Annotated in this window: 17 protein-coding genes and 2 pseudogenes; 9 read left to right on the top strand and 10 right to left on the bottom strand. The window is 53.7% G+C overall.

The features are described from left to right. From AC2FIZ_RS05590 to AC2FIZ_RS05570, 5 genes are read left to right on the top strand one after another with little or no spacing between them, the layout of a single operon-like run. A complete protein-coding gene (locus AC2FIZ_RS05590; RefSeq protein WP_496790711.1) occupies window positions 1–759 on the top strand; it encodes an SDR family oxidoreductase in 759 nt (252 codons plus the stop codon). Next, complete coding sequence (locus tag AC2FIZ_RS05585) at window positions 756–2,552, top strand: IlvD/Edd family dehydratase (RefSeq protein WP_281994836.1); 1,797 nt, start codon at window positions 756–758, stop codon at window positions 2,550–2,552. Before AC2FIZ_RS05590 ends, AC2FIZ_RS05585 begins: the two co-directional genes overlap by 4 nt. An 11-nt stretch (window positions 2,553–2,563) precedes the next feature. Next, window positions 2,564–3,412 (top strand): fumarylacetoacetate hydrolase family protein, encoded by an 849-nt coding sequence (locus tag AC2FIZ_RS05580; RefSeq protein WP_281994835.1) that lies wholly within the window; start codon window positions 2,564–2,566, stop codon window positions 3,410–3,412. Beyond that, a complete protein-coding gene (locus AC2FIZ_RS05575) occupies window positions 3,405–4,328 on the top strand; it encodes a 2-hydroxyacid dehydrogenase (protein ID WP_281994834.1) in 924 nt (307 codons plus the stop codon). Before AC2FIZ_RS05580 ends, AC2FIZ_RS05575 begins: the two co-directional genes overlap by 8 nt. Before the next feature lie 16 nt (window positions 4,329–4,344). Further along, window positions 4,345–4,935, top strand: coding sequence for a LysE family translocator (locus AC2FIZ_RS05570; RefSeq protein ID WP_271946164.1), 591 nt, complete (start codon window positions 4,345–4,347; stop codon window positions 4,933–4,935). 47 nt (window positions 4,936–4,982) lie between these two features. Here the strand turns inward: AC2FIZ_RS05570 and AC2FIZ_RS05565 are convergent, their stop codons facing one another. After that, on the bottom strand, window positions 4,983–5,750 hold the full coding sequence (locus tag AC2FIZ_RS05565) for an SDR family oxidoreductase (RefSeq protein WP_142634750.1): 768 nt from the start codon (window positions 5,748–5,750) through the stop codon (window positions 4,983–4,985). Window positions 5,751–5,819: 69 nt separating this feature from the next. On the opposite strand from AC2FIZ_RS05565, the gene AC2FIZ_RS05560 reads away from it, so the two are divergent. The 4 genes and pseudogenes from AC2FIZ_RS05560 to AC2FIZ_RS05545 all read left to right on the top strand — a co-directional run. After that, complete coding sequence (locus AC2FIZ_RS05560; RefSeq protein ID WP_496790709.1) at window positions 5,820–6,878, top strand: L-idonate 5-dehydrogenase; 1,059 nt, start codon at window positions 5,820–5,822, stop codon at window positions 6,876–6,878. A gap of 4 nt (window positions 6,879–6,882) precedes the next feature. Next, on the top strand, window positions 6,883–7,692 hold the full coding sequence (locus tag AC2FIZ_RS05555; protein ID WP_246097144.1) for a phytanoyl-CoA dioxygenase family protein: 810 nt from the start codon (window positions 6,883–6,885) through the stop codon (window positions 7,690–7,692). A gap of 68 nt (window positions 7,693–7,760) precedes the next feature. Next, window positions 7,761–8,468 (top strand): annotated as a pseudogene (locus AC2FIZ_RS05550) (IS6 family transposase). 1,067 nt (window positions 8,469–9,535) lie between these two features. Continuing rightward, window positions 9,536–9,840 (top strand): annotated as a pseudogene (locus AC2FIZ_RS05545) (transposase); the annotation flags it as partial. Here AC2FIZ_RS05545 and AC2FIZ_RS05540 read toward each other — a convergent pair. From AC2FIZ_RS05540 to AC2FIZ_RS05500, 9 genes are all read right to left on the bottom strand, one after another. Next, a complete protein-coding gene (locus AC2FIZ_RS05540) occupies window positions 9,831–10,952 on the bottom strand; it encodes a Gfo/Idh/MocA family protein (protein ID WP_496689790.1) in 1,122 nt (373 codons plus the stop codon). The pseudogene AC2FIZ_RS05545 and the gene AC2FIZ_RS05540 sit on opposite strands and share 10 nt — an antisense overlap. After that, entirely contained in the window at window positions 10,949–12,025 is a 1,077-nt protein-coding gene (locus tag AC2FIZ_RS05535; RefSeq protein WP_496689791.1) for a Gfo/Idh/MocA family protein, read from the bottom strand. Before AC2FIZ_RS05535 ends, AC2FIZ_RS05540 begins: the two co-directional genes overlap by 4 nt. Window positions 12,026–12,037: 12 nt before the next feature. Continuing rightward, complete coding sequence (locus tag AC2FIZ_RS05530; RefSeq protein WP_496790707.1) at window positions 12,038–13,045, bottom strand: ABC transporter permease; 1,008 nt, start codon at window positions 13,043–13,045, stop codon at window positions 12,038–12,040. Continuing rightward, window positions 13,042–13,905 (bottom strand): ABC transporter permease, encoded by an 864-nt coding sequence (locus AC2FIZ_RS05525; RefSeq protein WP_281972358.1) that lies wholly within the window; start codon window positions 13,903–13,905, stop codon window positions 13,042–13,044. Before AC2FIZ_RS05525 ends, AC2FIZ_RS05530 begins: the two co-directional genes overlap by 4 nt. A gap of 74 nt (window positions 13,906–13,979) precedes the next feature. Continuing rightward, window positions 13,980–15,464, bottom strand: a complete 1,485-nt coding sequence (locus tag AC2FIZ_RS05520; protein ID WP_496790705.1) for a sugar ABC transporter ATP-binding protein — start codon at window positions 15,462–15,464, stop codon at window positions 13,980–13,982. 73 nt (window positions 15,465–15,537) lie between these two features. After that, on the bottom strand, window positions 15,538–16,575 hold the full coding sequence (locus AC2FIZ_RS05515; protein WP_496790704.1) for an ABC transporter substrate-binding protein: 1,038 nt from the start codon (window positions 16,573–16,575) through the stop codon (window positions 15,538–15,540). Window positions 16,576–16,620: 45 nt separating this feature from the next. Beyond that, on the bottom strand, window positions 16,621–17,535 hold the full coding sequence (locus AC2FIZ_RS05510; RefSeq protein ID WP_281972357.1) for a sugar phosphate isomerase/epimerase family protein: 915 nt from the start codon (window positions 17,533–17,535) through the stop codon (window positions 16,621–16,623). A 10-nt stretch (window positions 17,536–17,545) separates the two neighbouring features. Continuing rightward, a complete protein-coding gene (locus AC2FIZ_RS05505; protein WP_496790703.1) occupies window positions 17,546–18,700 on the bottom strand; it encodes a Gfo/Idh/MocA family protein in 1,155 nt (384 codons plus the stop codon). Between the two features lie 12 nt (window positions 18,701–18,712). Continuing rightward, a complete protein-coding gene (locus tag AC2FIZ_RS05500) occupies window positions 18,713–19,441 on the bottom strand; it encodes an SDR family NAD(P)-dependent oxidoreductase (protein WP_281972355.1) in 729 nt (242 codons plus the stop codon). Window positions 19,442–19,564 lie beyond the last annotated feature (123 nt).

Below are 19,564 nucleotides of genomic sequence, written 5' to 3'. Positions count from 1 at the left end.
ATGTCAGAGAGACTTAAGGGAAAAAACGTCCTGGTCACAGCCGCCGCGCAAGGGATCGGACTTGCAAGCGTAATTGCGATGGCAAGAGAGGGTGCGAAAGTCTATGCGACGGATATTAACCCTGGAAATTTAAATTTGATTCGCGATCAGAATCACGAAAATCTCGAAATTTTCGAGATGGATGTGACGAATAATGACAGTATTCATCATGGGGTCGCGCGAGCGAAGCCGGACGTTTTGTTCAACTGCGCCGGGTTCGTGCATCACGGAACGATTCTGGATGCGACCGATGAAGAATGGGACTTCGCCATGGACCTTAATGTGCGCTCAATGGTGCGCACGACAAAGGCTGTATTGCCGGGGATGCTAGAGCGCGGAGGAGGCTCGATAATCAATATGTCTTCCGCACTGGGTTCCATAATCGGTGCGCCAAATCGTTGTGTATATGGAACGACAAAGGCTGCTGTAGTTGGGCTGACTAAATCAGTAGCCGTGGACTTCATAACACAAGGAATTCGGTGCAATTGCATTTGTCCGGGAACAGTCGACAGTCCCAGCTGGCGTGACCGCGTAGATGCGTTGGGAGAGCAACTGGGCAACAGAGAAGAAGCCCTTGCACAATTTGTGGCGCGTCAGCCTATGGGGCGTGTGGCGAAGGCAGAAGAGATTGCCGCATTGGTCGTCTATCTGGCAAGCGATGAAAGTGCATTCACCACGGGACACACGCACATAATTGACGGGGGATGGTCAGGCCAATGACTAAAATATCAAAAAATGATCTGCGATCTCGCAAGTGGTTCATGAACTCTGAGAACCTTGAGATGACGGCATTGTATTTAGAGAGATACCTGAACTACGGGTTGACCCGCGCAGAACTGCAATCAGGCAAGCCGATCATTGGGATTGCTCAGACCGGCAGTGATTTGAGCCCCTGCAACCGGCATCATATCGAGTTGTCCAAACGCGTTCGCGACGGAATCATCGCCGCCGGGGGAACGTGCATCGAAATACCAGTCCACCCGATACAAGAGACCGGTAAACGGCCAACGGCCTCTCTCGACCGCAATCTAGCTTATCTGTCCCTCGTTGAGAGTCTATTCGGGTACCCGATTGATGGCGTTGTTCTGAACATTGGTTGCGACAAGACAACGCCCGCTCTTCTTATGGCCGCTGCGACCGTCAACATCCCAGCGATTGCGCTGTCGGTCGGCCCAATGCTCAACGGCTGGTGGAAAGGTGAGCGCGCCGGATCAGGAACGGTTATTTGGAAAGCGCGCGAAGACCTTGCGGCTGATGAAATCGACACCGATGAGTTCATGGAGATCGCAGCCGCCGCGGCACCTTCGGTGGGTTATTGCAATACGATGGGGACAGCAACGACCATGAATTCGCTTGCTGAAGCCTTGGGAATGCAATTGCCGGGATCAGCAGCCATACCTGCCCCGTATCGAGAGCGCGGTCAAATCAGTTATGAAACAGGTAGACGCATTGTGGACATGGTCTGGGAGGATTTACGCCCCAGCGATGTGATGACACGTCAGGCTTTTGAGAATGCGATTGTCATAAACTCGGCGATTGGCGGATCGACGAACGCGCCGATTCACCTGAATGCAATCGCCCGGCATCTTGGTATTCCATTGAACAACGATGACTGGCAGAAACTTGGCCACGAAGTTCCTCTGTTGGTTAACATGCAGCCTGCGGGCAAATATCTGGGCGAAGATTACCAGCAGGCCGGGGGTGTTCCCGCCGTTGTCGGAGAGCTTCTTGATGCTGGATTGCTGCCGCATCCCGATGCGATAACGGTGAACGGTAAGACGATGGGCAATAACTGCTCGACGCGCCGGTCTCAGAATAGCGACGTAATCAAGCCTGTCAGTAGCCCGGTTAAGCAACAGGCGGGGTTCATCAATCTCTCGGGCAACTTGTTCGAGAGTGCGATTATGAAGACATCTGTGATCTCACAGGCATTTCGAGAGACCTACCTGTCGAACCCGGATGATCCTAATGCATTCGAGGGCAGGGCGGTTGTGTTTGATGGGCCCGAGGATTTTCACCATCGGATCGATGATCCCGCAGAAAAAATAGACGCAAACTGTATTCTGATTATGCGCGGAGCAGGACCAAGAGGGTACCCAGGTGCCGCAGAGGTCGTGAACATGCGACCACCTGCATATTTGTTGAAACAAGGCATCGAAGCCCTTCCTTGCATCGGTGATGGCCGGCAATCCGGCACATCAGGAAGCCCGTCTATCCTGAATGCTTCACCCGAAGCAGCAGAGGGCGGTGGGTTGGCCTTGGTGCGAACTGGCGACCGACTGCGCATCGATCTAGGTAAAGGCACAGCAGATATGCTGGTTTCGCTTGAAGAACTGCATGAACGCGCTCGCGATCTGGAGGCAAAAGGTGGGTATTCAATGCCGCCCAACCAATCCCCGTGGCAGGAAATATTTCGCGAAAAAGTAGATCGGTTGGATCGCGGTATGACGCTCAAAGGTGCAGAAAACTACCGCGATATTGCGCGAGGCTTCATGCCACGCGACAATCACTAAAAGGAAAAGAAATGAAACTAGTTCGTTACGGAGCCGAGGGCTCGGAAAAGCCTGCCCTGGTCGACTCTGAGGGGCATTTGCGGGATCTGTCCGCTCACATCAATGATATCACCGGCGAGATTTTAGATGACGGAACTCTTGATAGTCTGCGCTCATTAGATCCGAGTAACCTGCCAATTGTGGAGGGTGATCCTCGTATCGCACAGTGTGTCGGTGACATCGGTAAATTTCTTTGCATCGGATTGAACTACTCGGACCATGCTGCAGAAACCGGCGCAGATATTCCCGAGCATCCGATCCTTTTTTTCAAGGCAAACTCAGCCGTCATAGGTGCCTATGACGATGTTGTTATGCCGCGGGGGTCTACACATACCGACTGGGAATGCGAACTAGGGGTCGTCATCGGTAAGACGGCCAAATACGTTTCCAAGGCCGACGCACTCGAATATGTTGCGGGCTATTGCATCGTAAATGACGTGTCGGAAAGGCATTTTCAAACTCAACTGACCGGTCAATGGACCAAAGGAAAATCGTGCGACACATTTGGCCCTACCGGCCCGTGGCTAGTGACCCGGGATGAGGTGCCTGATCCTCAAAGCCTTGGAATGTCACTGGATGTAAACGGTCAGCGCATGCAAACCGGGAATACTGCTACGATGATCTTTTCCGTTACCGAGATCATAGAGCATCTAAGCCAACTATTCACACTGCACCCCGGTGACGTAATTTCAACTGGAACACCGCCCGGTGTTGGAATGGGGATCAAACCGGAGCCAATTTATCTGAAAAAAGGCGACGTCATGGAGCTTCGCATCGATGGGCTTGGTGTTCAGCGGCAAAAGGTTGGTCAAGATGACTGACTTGTTGCAAATCGGAGGGATCACTGAACGGATGCGAGAGCGCCTGTCCGCAGCGTTCGACATTCATCAATTGGACAATTTCAACGCTGAAAGTGTTACGCATATTGTAACGAACGGACATGATGGTGTTCCCCATGACCTGATGACATCACTCAGTAACCTGAAGATGATCAGTGTCTATGGGGTCGGTTACGACGCTGTCGACGCAAATGCTGCGGTTGAGCGTGGGATTGTTGTTACGCACACACCCAATGTTTTGAACAAAGAAGTCGCTACCACCGCCGTTCTGCTGTTTCTGTCATGTTATCGAGAGCTCATACGTGACGATGATTACGTTCGGTCCGGACGGTGGGAAGTTGAAGGTAATGCCCCTTTGACGCGATCAGCGGACAATCAAAAGATAGGCATTCTTGGTCTTGGTCGCATTGGTCAGGCGATCGTTGATAAGTTGGAGCCGTGGGCCCCCGAAATTTCTTATCACACCCGCAATCAAAAGGATGTCCCGTACCCGTATTTCGACAATTTGGTTGAAATGGCAGAACATGTGGACGTCCTCATATGCATCACGCCCGGCGGTCCTTCGACCAACAAGTTGGTCAACGCTGAGGTGCTGCACGCGTTGGGGGCAGGCGGCACTCTGATAAACGTTAGTCGAGGTTCGATCGTCGACGAAACTGCCCTCATTAATGCATTGCAAAACGGTGAGCTCGGGTGGGCAGGGCTTGATGTTTTCGAGGACGAACCGCGTGTTCCAAAAGCATTGCGCGAGCTGTCCAATGTCGTTCTGCTCCCTCACGCTGGTAGCGCGACTATTGAGACGCGTGCAGCTATGGGTGACCTAACTGTCGACAATCTCCTGCAACACCTTAAGGACGGATCGGTGATTACAGCTGTGCCGGAATGCAGAGATCTGTAAAAGGCCAATCTGAACAGTGTTTGAATTTGCCGTTGCGGTTTTCTTTCTGTTGATTACGCCTGGCCCAGGTGTTTTGACAACTGCGGGTATTGGATCAGCATTTGGTTTTCGAGCTGGGCTCGCTTTTGTGGCCGGTTTGATGCTGGGCGGGTTCATCAACATGATGTTGGTTGTTTCTGGAGTCGCTGCAGTAGCTTTGGCTATACCGGTACTTAGAACTTTGCTGCTATTTGCCTCTGTCGGGTATTTGGGATTTCTCGCCTGGCGTATTGCAAGCGCTGGCTCAAAGGTCGGGTTTTCCCCCGCGGTCTCGCCACTTGGGTTTGCGAACGGGCTGACACTTCAGTTCATTAATCCCAAGGCTTACGTGGTCGGCACTGCATTGTTTTCAGGGTTTGCCTTTATGCCCGATGCGCCCGTTTGGGAGGTCGTCATAAAAATCGTAGTATTCAATATGATTTGGGTGCCAGTTCACATGATCTGGCTGGGTGCTGGCGCAAAGCTGGGCAGCCTTGATTTAAGTGAGAGTTCACATCAAAGGATCAACTTTGCGATGGCGGCTTCATTGATGGTTGTTGTGGTGATTGCTTTGGCGTCGGCGCTTTAAACGAAACCTGCGTCAGTCGTACCTAGCAGACGGTTGAAAGACACAAATCAAAGTGACGCCGTTATTCCGCCATCAACGTAGAGAGTATGTCCATTGACGAAACTGGATGCAGGGGAGGCAAGGAATATGGCGGCGCCGACAAGTTCTTCTACATTGCCCCAGCGACCGGCTGGGGTGCGTTTCTCAAGCCATGCACTGAACTCTGGGTCAGCTACCAATGCGGCGTTCAAAGGTGTATCGAAATATCCAGGCGCAATGGCATTGCAGTTTAGACCATATTTAGCCCAATCAGTTGCCATTCCCTTTGTAAGGTTGGTCACGGCGCCTTTTGTCGCCGTGTAAGGCGCAATACCCGGTCTTGCTAATGCGGATTGAACCGAAGCAATGTTAATGATCTTGCCTGACTTTCTTTCAATCATGTGCCGTGCCACAGCCTGACCGACGTGAAAGACGGACGCAACATTTGTCTGTAGTAGGCGCTCGAACGCTTCAGCGGGGAAATCCTGTAACTCCGTCCTGTGTTGCATTCCGGCGTTGTTTATCAGGATGTCTATGGGGCCGACATTGTCTTCAAAGTTGTCCACGGCAGATCGGACACCTTCATGATCGGTTACATCGAACGAAAGTTCACGTACCGAGGCGCCTGTTTCCCTCAACTCGGATGCTGCTGCCGCTAGCTTCGCGGTGTCGCGCCCGTTCAAAACGACCTGAGCACCGGCGGCAGCCAAGCCACGGGCCAACGCAAATCCAATGCCTTGGCTAGAGCCTGTTACTAGTGCGCGTGTTCCCTTTAGGTTGAACATTTCAAGCGTCATGCAAAAACCCCTTGGTTGTCAGCACCGACTATCCGTATCTTTTGGCAATCTGTATAGGGAGTCTGTGCAATGTCTTCGGCCAGTGTTGCTGTTGTTATCCATGCCGCAAAAGATCTGAGGTTGGAAAACCGAGACGTACACGATGTGGGGCCAGACGAAGTCTTGATTGCCATGCGCGCGGGTGGGATTTGCGGATCTGACCTGCATTACTACAACCACGGTGGTTTCGGTGCGATAAAGTTGCGTCAACCGATGGTACTTGGACACGAAGTCGCCGGGGAAATCGTGAAAGTTGGGTCAAGTGTGCAGGGGGTGCACTCAGGTCAACTCGTTGCAGTTTCTCCATCCCGCCCTTGCCAAGCCTGCATTTATTGTCTGAACATGCAGCAAAACCACTGTCTTGATATGAAGTTCTATGGCAGCGCGATGCCGTTCCCGCATATCCAAGGCGCTTTTCAAAGCAAACTCGTGGCAAAAGCAGGTCAATGTGTTCCGGCAGATGGGTTGAGCCCCGCGCAGGCCGCTATGGCCGAACCTCTGGCGGTCTGTTTGCACGCGATTAAACAAGCTGGGAGCCTCTTAGGTAAAACGGTACTTATCACGGGATGCGGTCCGATCGGCTGCCTCACGATCTTGGCAGCACGTCGTTCAGGGGCGGCCAGAATAGTGGCAACCGATATCTCGGACCAGACCCTCGCTTTGGCGCGTGAATGCGGGGCAGACGATGCCATCAACACTTACGCCGATCCGCAAAAACTGGAGACGTTTGAAAAGGACAAGGGCCAGATTGATGTCCAACTGGAGTGTTCCGGGGCTCAATCTGCTCTGGCTTCTGGAGTCGCATGCTTGCGACCGGGTGGAACATTGGTTCAGCTTGGTCTGGGCGGAGATATGAAAGTGCCGATGCAAGCGTTGACTGCAAAAGAGATAGTGCTTCGCGGGTCTTTCCGTTTCCATTCCGAGTTCTCAGTCGCGGTCGAGATGATGCGAAGCGGACTAATAAACGTCGACCAGTTGGTGACGCATACCTTCGAAGTTGGCGAGGTTGTCACTGCCTTTGAGGTCGCGTCTGATCGAAGCCAGTCAATGAAGGTACAGTTAACGTTTCCGGAAAATGACGATGGATAGACGAATGCGTGATACTGCAAAGGCTTATGAAAGAGACGGTTTCGTAGCGCCGCTGGATATCCTGACAGCTTCCGAGGTCCAAACGCTGCGCGATGGTTTTGAGAAAGCAGAGCGCATTCTCAGAGACGACCCGGAGAAACTCAAGCTTCTATATTCTTATCCGGACAGGCTAATACCATCATTCGATGCACTTCTTCGCCATCCGAAGCTGATTGAGGCTGCTTCAACAGTGTTGGGGCCGGACCTCATGGTTTGGAGCGGAGCACTTTTCGTAAAAGAAGCGCGATCATCAAAGATAGTCTCGTGGCACCAAGACTTGACCTATTGGGGTTTGGATGATGCTGAAGAGGTAACCTGTTGGGTTGCGATTTCAGAAGCGTCTGAGCAAAGCGGGTGTATGAGGTTTGTTCCTGGCAGCCATAAAAGCCGTATCGTGCCTCACGTGGACACCTTCAGCGAAAACAACCTGTTGTCACGAGGGCAGGAAATCGCAGTCGATGTGAAGGAAAAAGATGCGGTCGCTGCCGAATTGCGTGCGGGGCAGGCATCCATGCATCACGGGCATCTCTTTCACGCATCAGGGCCCAATAACACAGACGATAGACGCATTGGTGCGGCGTTGCGTTTCATAAAGCCCTCAATGAAACAGCAAAACGGCGTGAAGACTTTGGTTGCGCTAGTCGCAGGCCGAGATGATTATGGGCATTTTTTAGTTGCGCCCTCCCCTCAGGGTTTTTTGCATGAGAACGATTTCGATTTGTGTCAAAGGGATGCAGATCGCAAGAAACAAATACTCTTCGCGGGAGTGAAGTGACACCCCTGGCAGGTCTTGTCAGAAGAACTTTGCTTGAGCGGGGCGGGGCGGTTGCGTGGTTTTTGCACATGACCAAACCTGCCTCTTTTAAAAACTTCAAGACCAGTCCCGATATCATCCGCCTTGCTGTGATGCTGTATATTCGATTTCCGCTCTCGCTTCGGAATGTCGAAGATCTGCTGCATGAACGAGGCATCGACGTGAACCACGAAACTGTCCGGTATTGGTGGAACAGGTTCGGCCCGATGTTTGCTGCTGAGATAAGGCGGAAGCGAGTCCAGCAACTGCGGGCATTTTCGAAATGGAAGTGGCACGTGGACGAAGTTTTTGTGAAGGTGAATGGCAAAAGGTACTACCTCTGGCGGGCCGTAGATCATGAAGGCGAGGTGCTGGAAGCCGTTGTCACCAAGCGCCGAAACAAAGCTGCAGCACTGAAATTCCTCAGGAAACTGATGAAGCGGCACGGTTGCGCCGAAGAGATCGTCACAGATCGCTTCGCTTCCTACAAGGCTGCGCTCAGAGAAATGGGCGCGCTCGAAAAACAACAGACGGGCAGGTGGCTCAACAACCGCGTAGAGAATTCGCATCTTCCGTTTCGACGACGCGAACGCGCGACGCAACGGTTCAGGCGCATGCGAAGTTTACAGAAATTCGCTGCCGTTCATTCTTCCGTCTAAAACCACTTCAACCAAGAAAGATCGCTCACCAGCCGAGACACCTTCAAGCTGACCCGCGCCGCCGCTCTTAGCGAGTGGCGTCAACTTTGTTCCGGATAAGAATTGCGGATCCCGCTGCACACTGAGACTGGTTCGAATTAGTCTGGCAGCACCGCCACTCATACCTGTCTCACTTCAGTTGTGTTCTCTGACCCGGAATTGAGTCGCAATTCCCGCGAGTTGGCGCATGCGCTTTCAATCAGAGACGGAGCAAACCGTACACTCAGAACGCAATTCAGGCCTCAGTCTCAGTGGCGCATTTTGGCGGGGTCGCTTTGGGAGGGATTTCCCTGATACCCGGCAATTTACAGGGAATTTTCGTGAGATGGGTCTGGAACCCAGAGTTTCTCCGCTCAGAAATGTATGTTTTTCAGAGGTCTATGCTGCAAATTCCCAAAAAGGTGGAGCAGGGAATTGTTCCCACAGATCAAGGAGGGCGAACCCTGTATCTGGGAGGCCGGTTCTTGAGGTGTCAAAAGTCGAACGACATTCCTGTTCGGCCCAATCAATTGCGTGGGTAACGCTGACCAGACGCTTGAGTGTGAGTTCGGGCGGCTAGGTGCTGTCGAGAATCGTGGCCTGAATCTTCGGTGAGAGAAAGGCAGTCAGGTCGCAACTCCCGATGAAGCGAGAGAAATCCTGGACTTGAATGGAGGGGACCGCGTCGCGTTTTGAGGATAGGATGACTGACATCAACTCCCATCGAGCAACATTTTTTTTGGATTTCTGAAAACCCTAAGGAGATCGAACCATGCGAGTGAGTGTTTTGACATTCAGCGCGCTTCTTACAGGGTTTACTTCCGTTCAAGCTCATGCTCAGAACGCGGCTGAGGACATCACCAATCTTTTGCTCAGCAACCGGTCTGGAGACTGCGCGGACTATGCTGGAGTATATTCTGCTTCAGTGGAAGACATCACGCGACAACAACAATTTAGGCCCATTGATTTCCGTTTGGCTGCGTGAATCATCGCGCTCAAATGAGCGGTGCACATGTCTGATCGGGCGCACCAAGGGCGGCATGAACACATAGTTGCATGCGGTTTGTGACAGATGAGCCCCTTTGCGCTATTGGTTCAAGCACAATGGCGAATGAAGCCCCTGGGATCTGTCTGTCACTGCCGGATAGGTCAGCAACTACATTAGCGCGAGGGCATTGGTCAGCAGCCCGCCAAATGTCGAATGGTAGCTGGGTGAGCGCGGATATGATGCCGATTGGTTCAGAGAAGCGTTGAAAGACAAAGGGATACGCGCGTGCATCCCAGGCCGCAAACAGCGCAAGACAACTGTCCGATACGACAAGTGCCGCTACAAACGTCGCAATCGGATTGAGATCATGTTTGGCAGATTGAAGGACTGGCGACGCGGTTCGACAGGTGTCTCAAAGTCTTCCTCTCAGAAATCGCTCTCGCCGCTTTGGTCATCTATTCGCTATGTGTCCTGAGCCTAATGCTTCCTATCTCGACCTCCCTTTTGCGTTTAGACGAAGCAACCGCGGCGAGAACGATGGCCAATGATTTTAGGTTGGTTCTTGCAGATGTTGAGGGCTCTCGGTCGTCTTCAATTGAACAAAGAAGCTCCCCCATGGCGCCACGAAACCCGTCGTTGAACCATTGTCCTTCGAGTGCAGGCCGCGCAATGCCATGCGCTGTCTCAAGTGTCACAGATTGCGTCGACAGATCCGGTCCAACTGATGTCAGGCTACCGGTCGTACCTGCAACGTATGTTGTATCGCGAGGCCCAAAGGGAACGCCCCCGTCAAAAACCAGGCTTGCTTGGCCTTGGTCCAAACGAACCAGAGCCTGCGACATCAGAGGCACTTTGTTGGCCTGGCCGCGTGCAGATGTAGCAGCTGCAAAGACGCTTTCCGCTCTATCTCCGACAAGAGACGCAAGAAAGTCGAACCAGTGAATTCCAAAGTCGTAAAGTATCAGCTGGTCGATTTCGTCAAACGGGGTACCTGCAGTCCAGCTGTGATCCCAGTGAATTGAGATATGGGCCGACAGAACATCACCGATCAATCCGGCTGAAACCGCCTCACGCATCCAGGACAGGTGCGGGGCCCAACGACCGTTCTGGTTTACCGCTAGTTTAACGCCTTGATCATCTGCCAGCTTCACAAGGTCATTACCCAGATCGAGGTCGGTAACAAAAGGCTTCTGGCTGAGCACGTGTTTGCCTGCTTGCAGGGCAGCTCTGATGATTGGCACACGATGTTCGGGGTGCAGCGTGACATCGACAACGTCGATCTCGCTATCGGCAAGAAGCGCCTCCCAGTCATCTTCGATGCGTGCAGAGGGGCAGTATTCAGCAGCTTTCTCTTCAGCCTTTGAGCGCGTACGGTTCCAGATTGCGGCGACGTCCCAGCCTGCTGTTCGGTAGGCATCAAGATGGCTTGCAGAAATCCCACCCGTACCAATAACCCCGATCCGGGGTTCATAGCGTCGAGGCATTGGTGGAAGATACTGCAGATCCGGCGCATCGATTTCGTGCAGATGAGCAGATTTTAGTGCGTACTGGTCTGTATTGGCACTGTCTGAGGTCATGCGAGTAATCGAAGTGTTCGTTTTTCATATGCCGAGCGGAGCGCTGTATCGACGATCCGTTGCGCTGTCAGGCAAAGTGCTGGATCCAGTGGCCCTTTGACCGGGACTTCTCTGGATATGCAGTCAAGGACGTACTCAATCGCATTTCGTTCACCTAACGGTAGCGGAGTCACTGGTATCTCGTGCCGGTCAGGTCGTGTGCGGGTTTGAACCGTTATGTGATCGGCATAATCGGGCGATGAAATGGTGCCGTCTGTGCCCACAAAGACGAATCCGCAAGTTGGTTGAGGTTGCGTTGTCCACGGGTCGGTGAAGGTGCCCCAGCGCGTTTCCATTTTTGAGAGCCCGGTTTCATAACGGCAAACGGCAATGGCGTGTTGATCGACCTCAATCCCCGGTGTCTCATCGACTGTGCATGTCACCTCGATCGGCTCCTCGCCCCCCATATACCAGGTTCCAAGCGTCGCGCCGTAGCCAAGGTAATCCAACAGCGACCCACCGCCCGATGCACGCTTATACCACCATGAGTTCGGTTTCTGACGCTCAACCTCGTCCGGGGTGACTTCGACCTTGTCGGCCAGATGGTATAGAGGTCCGCGATTTCCGTCGTAGAAATGCACTTCGTGCAGGTCGCCGATCATCCCGTCATCAATCAACCGTTTGGCCGTCACATGGCTTTCGACCCATCGCAAAGGCCAGTTGATGATCAACTGCTTGTCGGTCCTATCCATTGCAGCCATCATGCGGCGCGCATCATCAGAAGATGCGGCAAAGGGCTTTTCGACAAAAACATGCAGGTCGTAAGAGGCCAGACGTTCGGTATATTCCGCATGCTGAGCCGTTGCCACACAAAGAATTGCCATGTCGTAGGGTCCCGCAGCCATGCATGTGTCGAAGTCGGTAAAGATCCGATCTTCGGGAACGCTGAAGGCCGTTGCCGCTGCCTTCATCTTGTCCCAATCAGGATCGAATATACCGGCGATTTCAGCGTCTGGATGATCGTGCACCATCCGAAGCAAGTCACCCATATGCATGTGATCGAAACTGATGCCGACGATCCGGAATTTGGCCATTGGAAACTCCCTTTAGCGCGTGCCGGTGATCCTGACGTAGAGTGCGGTAACTGCAAGAATGATCAGCCCAAACAGGGCCGTGCGCGCACCTTCCGGCATTTGCATCAATGTTAGCATAGTATCCAGCACACGCAGAATAAGTGCGCCCACAATCGCACCTGCGAAACTGCCACGACCTCCGAAGATTGATGTGCCGCCAATCACCGCCGCAGCGACAGAGGGTAACAATAAGGGGTTGGCAAGGCTCAGCGAAGTTTGACGGATCATGCCGAGATAGAGCAAGCCAGCCAGCGCAGCGATCAAACTTGAAAGCACGTAGAGCCCCAGATAGACCTGCCATGCTCGGACCCCGGACAGCTTAGCGGCCTGCTCATTAGAGCCTAGGGCGAACAGCAGCCGACCAAATCCTGTATAGCGCATCAGCCACAGGATAAAGAGCGCAAACGGGATGAATACAAAAAGGCCGTTCGGCATTCCAGCGGTGCGGCCGGTTCCGAGCCAGGCAAGGAAGGCGGGAATTTCGGTGCCAGCATTGATAACGAGGCGTTGATAGACCTGAAGACATCCGGTGGCGATTAACCCTGTTCCTAGGGTCATGATCAATGGATGGACCCGGACCAATCCCACGCCGATGCCATTTACAACGCCCACAACTAGGCCAGCTGACAGCGCGATCAATACTGCAGGTGTCACGCCCCAAATCGCACTAAGTGTTGCGCAAACGAAGGCTGACACGGTGGCAACTACCCCGACCGAGAGATCAATTCCTGCGGTTAGCATTGTCAGCACCTGACAAGCCGCAAGCATCGCCAATGGAATTGCGAACTTGATCAGGTTGCCAACCCAAAAGGTTGAAATCAGCCCATCCCGACCTGCTCGGACCGGGGTAACGATACCTGGCCGCAATACTTCCAGCACAGCGATCATCAGGACAAGGAAGACCAATAGCGGAAAAATTGGGTTGTCGCGCAGATAACGGCCAAAGCGGACCATCGGTGGATCTATGGTGTCCATGCTCATCGGCGGGCTCCCTTTAGTGAAGCCGCCGTGCCCAACATAACGACGAGAACCATAATTGTGCCTTCGATAATCGTGGTCACGTTTGGATCGACGGCCAGCAATGTCAGGATCGTCCGAATGATCCGCAAAATGAACACCGCGATGATCGGCCCAAGCAGACCGCCTTTGCCACCGCCCAGCACGACACCGCCCAGAACTACGGCCGCGACCGAGGCCATAAGATATGGCCCCGGTACCGGCTCTCCAATCCCGGTCAGCGCAGCGAGGCTTAGACCGCCCATGGCACAAAACAGCCCGCATAGCGCATAGGCTGCTATCTTTGTTCTTCCCACTGAAACACCAGAACGGAAGGCGGCAAGCTCGTCTGATCCGGTGGCGTAAATCGAGAGCCCGAGTTTGGAGCGCCGGATCGGCAACCAGACAACAGCGATGCCAAAGGCAACGATGAGCAATGCCTTAGGCAGCCCGTCGAATAGAAACTGACCGCGTATTGCCTGTTCCAGCCAATCTGCAGTCGCGCCGCCCGGTGTCTCAAGTATCAACAGCGCGACGCCTTCCCAGACAAACAGCATGGCGAGTGTCACAACGATGTCGGGCACGCGCGTTACAACGATCAAAAGACCATTGATCAACCCCATCAAAAACCCGACCCCCAACACGATAAACAAGGCCGGTACACCGGCCATGCGCTCCATCAGAACGGCTGCAGTCACAGCACAGACCGCCATCATAGACGCAACAGACAGGTCGATACCGCCGACAATTACGACGATGGCCATACCGGCGGTTGCGAAAGCAAAGGGCAGGGCGGCGCGGGCAATACTCTCCAGTCCTGACGCACCGAAAGTTGGCTGTATCAATTTTGTGATGGTCAAAAGGACCATGAGAAGAATCGCTAACCCCATGACCCATGCGTGTTTTCGGATGGCCACGCTCACGCCGCGCCCTCCGTCTCGGTCAGGCCATAGGCCGCACGCATCAGTGTTTGTTCATCCGCGTCAGCGGCATCAATCACATCAACCACACGACCGTTGAAGATTACGACCGCGCGGTCACAGGCAAGTGGGATTTCTTCCAACTCGGACGTGTAGAATAGAACCGCCGCTCCTTGATCTGCCAACTCACGGACAAGCGGGTAAATCTGGCGTTTTGTGCGCACATCGATGCCACGGGTCGGATCGAATAGAAGCAGGGTTTCGACACCTGTCGCGAGCCAGCGACCAATGGTGACTTTCTGTTGGTTGCCACCTGAAAGCCTTTGCACCTCGCCCTGCGCGCGTGTGTCGATCTGCAGTTTCTCGACCGCATAAGCGACCCGATCGCGCTCATGCCGCAGTTTTATTGGTCCCCAGTTCTTGAGCCGGGCAGAAAATGGCAGAGCGATGTTTTCTTTAACTGACCTTTGCGCCAGCAGAGCGTCTGAACGATCTCCCGGAACGAAAGTTATCCCGACGGCAATGGCGTCGGCGGGGTGGGCGAAGTTTACGGGCTTTCCATCAACTTCCATCGATCCTGAAGACGGGCGATCAAAGCCCGCCAGAACCTCAAACAGTTCATCCTGCCCCTGACCCTCAAGCGCGACCACCCCTAGGACCTCGCCGGGGAATAAGTCGAACGAAACATCCGAAAAACTGGGCTCAAAAGCCAGTGACTTAATGCTCAGGCGCGGTGTCTTAGCCTGTGGTTTATTTGCTCGAAGGATCTGACGTGTTCCAATATCAATCTTCTGACCCAGCATCAATTCGACCACGCGTTCTTCTACGCCGGGTTCAATGTCGAGATCTCCGACAGACATGCCATCCCGCAACACAGTGGCCCGATCGCACAGTTCCGAAATCTCGGTGAAACGGTGAGAAACATAGATCACACCCATCCCGTCATTTGCTTTGCGCCTTACGGTCTTCAATACGCGTTCAACCAGATCCGTCGGCAGCGCCGCGGTCATTTCGTCCAGCAAGAGGACATCTGGTTCAACAGCCAGCGCGCGCGCCAGATCAAGGATGCGCAGTGTAGCAAGTGGCAGGTCGCCAATCATTGCCGATAGTTTCATACCTTCGATACCAAGTTCTGTAACCCAATTTTGAAACTGATCAACAGGTGTGTCTGTCAGCCGAAGATTGTCGGATACGTCGAGATCAGGTATGAGTGAGGGTTCTTGATAAACCGGCACCAAACCGGAACGGCGCGCCTCGGCGGGGCTTGCGACAAACGCATGTTTGCCTCTGATCAATACCTGTCCAGCGTCGGGTTTAAGGGCACCGGTAATGATCTTGACGAAAGTGGACTTGCCAGCACCATTTGCGCCCATCAAGGCGACGATCTCGCCTTCAGCAACCGTGAGGTGCGCATTGGTCAACGCCCGTACGGCGCCAAAATTTTTGGCCACGTCAGACGCGTCGAGAAGTGGTGTGCTGCTCATGGAAGTCCTTGAATGCCGAGTGGGTTGGTTTTGCCTTCCGCCCAGCTAAAGGCGGAAGGCCAGTCAATTCGGGTCAACCTTCGCCGGGTCCCTTACAGTCGATGATTTGTTCCATCGTGTAGTCGGTCCAGTCGGGAACGGTCACTGATACGGGCCACTCTGGGTCAAGGTTAGGATTCTGAGCCGCTGTGATCGTTTCACGGCCTGCGTCCGTCGCATTCTCCCAAAGCACAGGATCTACAAGAACGGTTTTGTTCTCAGGTGCCTTGCCGTTAAGAATGTCGACAGCCAGAGCAATGCCTGCGCCGCCGACTGAGCCAGGATTTGTCACTGCCGCGCCGTTCAATCCCTCAACCTCGGTCAAGTATTGAACAAAGCCCGCGTTGTCTGCGCCGACGATCGGCACCAAAGGTGCCCCGGATTCGGTGAACGCATCGACGATTACGTTGTCGATGCCGCTGGTCCAGACACCGTCAAACGGGATGCCGGTGGCCAGGTAATCAAAGATCTGTTGCTTACCCTGGTCTTGCTGCCAGCCGGTGAAAACTTCATGCACCACATTGATATCGGGGTGTTCTGCCAACGCGCGTTTAAAGCCGTTGTCGCGGTCAGTATCGGCTGAGACGCCAGCAATGCCTCGCATATAGACAACGTCACCTTTGCCACCGAGCTGTTCAAATAACCACTTGGCGCCAAGATAGGCGTATTCTTCTTGATTGTTCGAAAGAATGTAGGCGCCTTCAGCCGAAACACCGGCATCCACGGCAACAATGACGATATCTTGCGCCATTGCTTTTTCCAGTGCCGAATTCAGAGCATCCGGGTTGGATGGGTTCAGCACGATGGCGTCTACACCCGCTTCGATGAGGTTGTTGATGTCTTCCAGTTGCCCGGCTGAATCAGTGTTGCGATGCGCGACGATCAGGTTTGTCACATCGGCTTCGACCAGAGCTTGGGCACGCATGGCGCAAATCATCTGTTCGCGCCAGCCATTGCCTTGAACGGTGTTGGACACTCCGATTGTGTATTGCTTGTGCCCGTCAGCCATCGCCACAGTTGAAAGAGACGCTGAAACTGCAAGAGCAGCAACACCATAAAGTAGGTTCTTCATTTTAGTTTCCTCCCAGTTTTAGTCATTTCAAATTTGATAATTTCTTCACTTGATGAATGGTGACAGGACATCCCGGGCCAGCAGAAAACCCCGCTTGACCTTTTCGTCAGTCCCTTCGAACAACCTGTCTTCATGTTCGATAATGATCGGACCGTCGTAACCGGCGCGGTACAGGCCGGAAAAGAAACCGGACCAATCCACATCGCCCAGCCCGCAAAGCCGTGGGATTTGCCATCCCATGCCGGTAGACATCACACCGTTGTCATAAAGCCCGTCCTCATCAACCATCACGTCTTTGGCATGGACATGAGCCATGTGAGGACCGAACTCCTTGATGAACCGTGTCTGATCGATGAACTGCCAGATCAGATGTGAAGGATCGAAGTTCATGCCAACCGCATCGCCCCATTCTTCAAAAATCCGCCGCCAGATTCTTGGCGAGTAAGCAATGTTGTGACCCCCGGGCCATTCGTCATAGCTGAAGATCATCGGGCAGTTCTCAAAGCACAGACGCACACCAGAGTTTTGTGCATGCTTCACGATCGGATCGAAAATTTCAGTGGCACGCTCCCAGTTCGCGTCTAGATGCAGAGTGCGATCTCCGCCGACGAATGTGTTGACAACTTTGATGCCCATAACACCGGCGGCGGTGATTACTTTGTTAAGATGTCCAATAACTTCAACCCGATGCTCTTCATCGGCGTGGAGCGGATTGGGATAGTACCCCAGACCCGAAATCTCGACCCCCTGATCGCCGAGTTGCCCAACAATTTCAGTGCCCTGATCCGCAGAAAGGCCATCTACGTTGATGTGGCTGGTTCCCGCATAGCGCCGTTGTTCGCCACCTGACGATGGCCAGCAGGCGACCTCCATCGCCGAAAACCCATTGGAACCGGCCCAGGCCGCCACCTCAGTCAATTGAGAGTTTTCGAATGGTGCAGTCAGTAAGCCCAGTTTCATGTCATCGCCCTCAAATCTCGCTCAAATCGACCCAGCGGCTCTCACTCGCCGACTTCACGACTGCATCGCAGAACTGCATCTCGTAGTGGCCGTCCTCAAATGTGGCCCATGTGCTGCCTTGTTGCCGCCCGCCCGCGATGACGTCGGCATAGACCGCCCGGAAAAAGTTGAAGAATGAATCTGCGAACCCTTCGACATGCCCGGGCGGCAAGGTGGCGGCTGCGATCCCCGGACTGTTCATCAAGGTGAAGTCACGCATCAGGGTCTGGTTGGGCGCGTCACGATGCCCAATGAACAGATGATCAGGAGTTTCACTGTCCCAAGCCGCACTGGCATTTGCTCCGGCGATGTCCCATTGCAACGAGTTCTTTCGACCCATGTTCACCTGGGATGTGCTCATCACGGCCCGCGCTCCGTTCTCATATCGGATAAGGATCATCGCAGCATCGTCGGTGTCGATATGCACAGTTTCGGTTTCGCTGGTTCCGCTGGTAAATGTCTCAACCGGGCCAAGAGGTTTCTGGCGTTCCGGAAGGAAGGTTGTCAGCTCAGCAAAGACAGAGGTCGCCTTCAACCCGGTGACGAAGCTGGTCAGGTCAACCCAGTGCGTTCCGATGTCACCAACTGATCGCAGCGCGCCGCCCATTTCGCTTTCTAGCCGCCAGTTCCAGTCGCTAGGTTTGGCAAGCCAGTCCTGATGGTAGTGCCCGGTAACAAAACGGATATCACCCAGATCCCCGGCCATTACCATGCCGTGGGCTTGTTGGTTCAGCGGATAAAAGCGAATGTTGTAACAAACCGCTGCAACCTTGCCAGAAGCCTTGGCTAGGTCGACCATCTCGGCGCTTTCTACGGACGTCATGGCAAGTGGTTTCTCGCAGATGACGTGTTTGCCCGCAGCTAGGATCGATTTCACTTGCGGATAGTGTGCGTGGTTAGGGGTCGTTACGTGTACTATATCGATGTTTTCATCCGCCAACAGATCCTCCAGAGAGTCATAAGCCCGGGCTACGCTCATTGCCCGCGCTCGTTCCCTTCCGCGCTCTGGCGATGACCCAAGAACACCTCTTACGTCCACGCCCAGACGCCGAAGCGCCTGAACGTGCACTGTTCCTATGAAGCCAGTCCCGATCACCGCAGCGCGGATTTTTGCGAAGTCACTCATCGTGCACTCCTGTCAAACAACCGAATACCCTCCGTCCACGATCACGCAGGCACCGGTCACAAAGGCTGCCGCATCGGATGCGAGAAACAAGGCTGTTCCAGCGATATCTTCTGGGTGACCCCAGCGTGCCAAGGGTGTGCGTGCTTCTACAGCTGTTGAGAAACTGGCGTCTTTTCGGGCTTTCGCCGATTGCTCGGTCACGATGAACCCGGGCGCGATCGCGTTCACCCGAATACCGTCTTTGGCCCACGCAATCGCCAGTGATTTTGTTAGTTGTTCCACGCCGGCTTTTGACGCGCCATAGGCTGGGTTGAGCGGTGAACCAAAGCGCGCATACATGGAGGCAACATTTATGACGCGCCCTTTCGCAACCGAAAGGGCAGGGTGCAGCGCTTCGGCGCAGCGAAAAGACCCTGTTAGATTTACGTCCAGCACGTGGGAAAAGAACTCAGGTGCCATTTCTTCACCGCGTCGAGTCACCGCCGCACAGTTTACCAAGACGTCAATATGGTCGCGTGTGCTTGCGAAATTGTAGACTTCGTCGGTGTCGGTTACATCCAGTTGAATGTAGTCAAACCGGGCGGCGTCCTCTTCGACGCATTGCGGTTCCACACCGGTAATCTCCACTGTGGCACCCGAGTCCTGAAATTCTCTTGCAATAGCGGCACCAATGCCGGCTCGGCTGGCACCGATCACCAGGACCTTTGCCCCGGCAAAGTCGAATGTGACCTTCGAAACCATCAAAGAACCTGGCTTTTGTTGCGTTTGAATTCGGATGCCATCAGTTTCCCTCGTTTGGCGAAATCGTTACTGCAATCGATTACATTTTGGAAAATACCTACTTTCCAAATTGTGTAATCGATT

This window comes from Ruegeria sp. CDSB022 (genome assembly GCF_059611145.1).
Note: the sequence above shows the minus strand (reverse complement) of the source record. Positions and strands in the feature narration are given on the sequence as shown.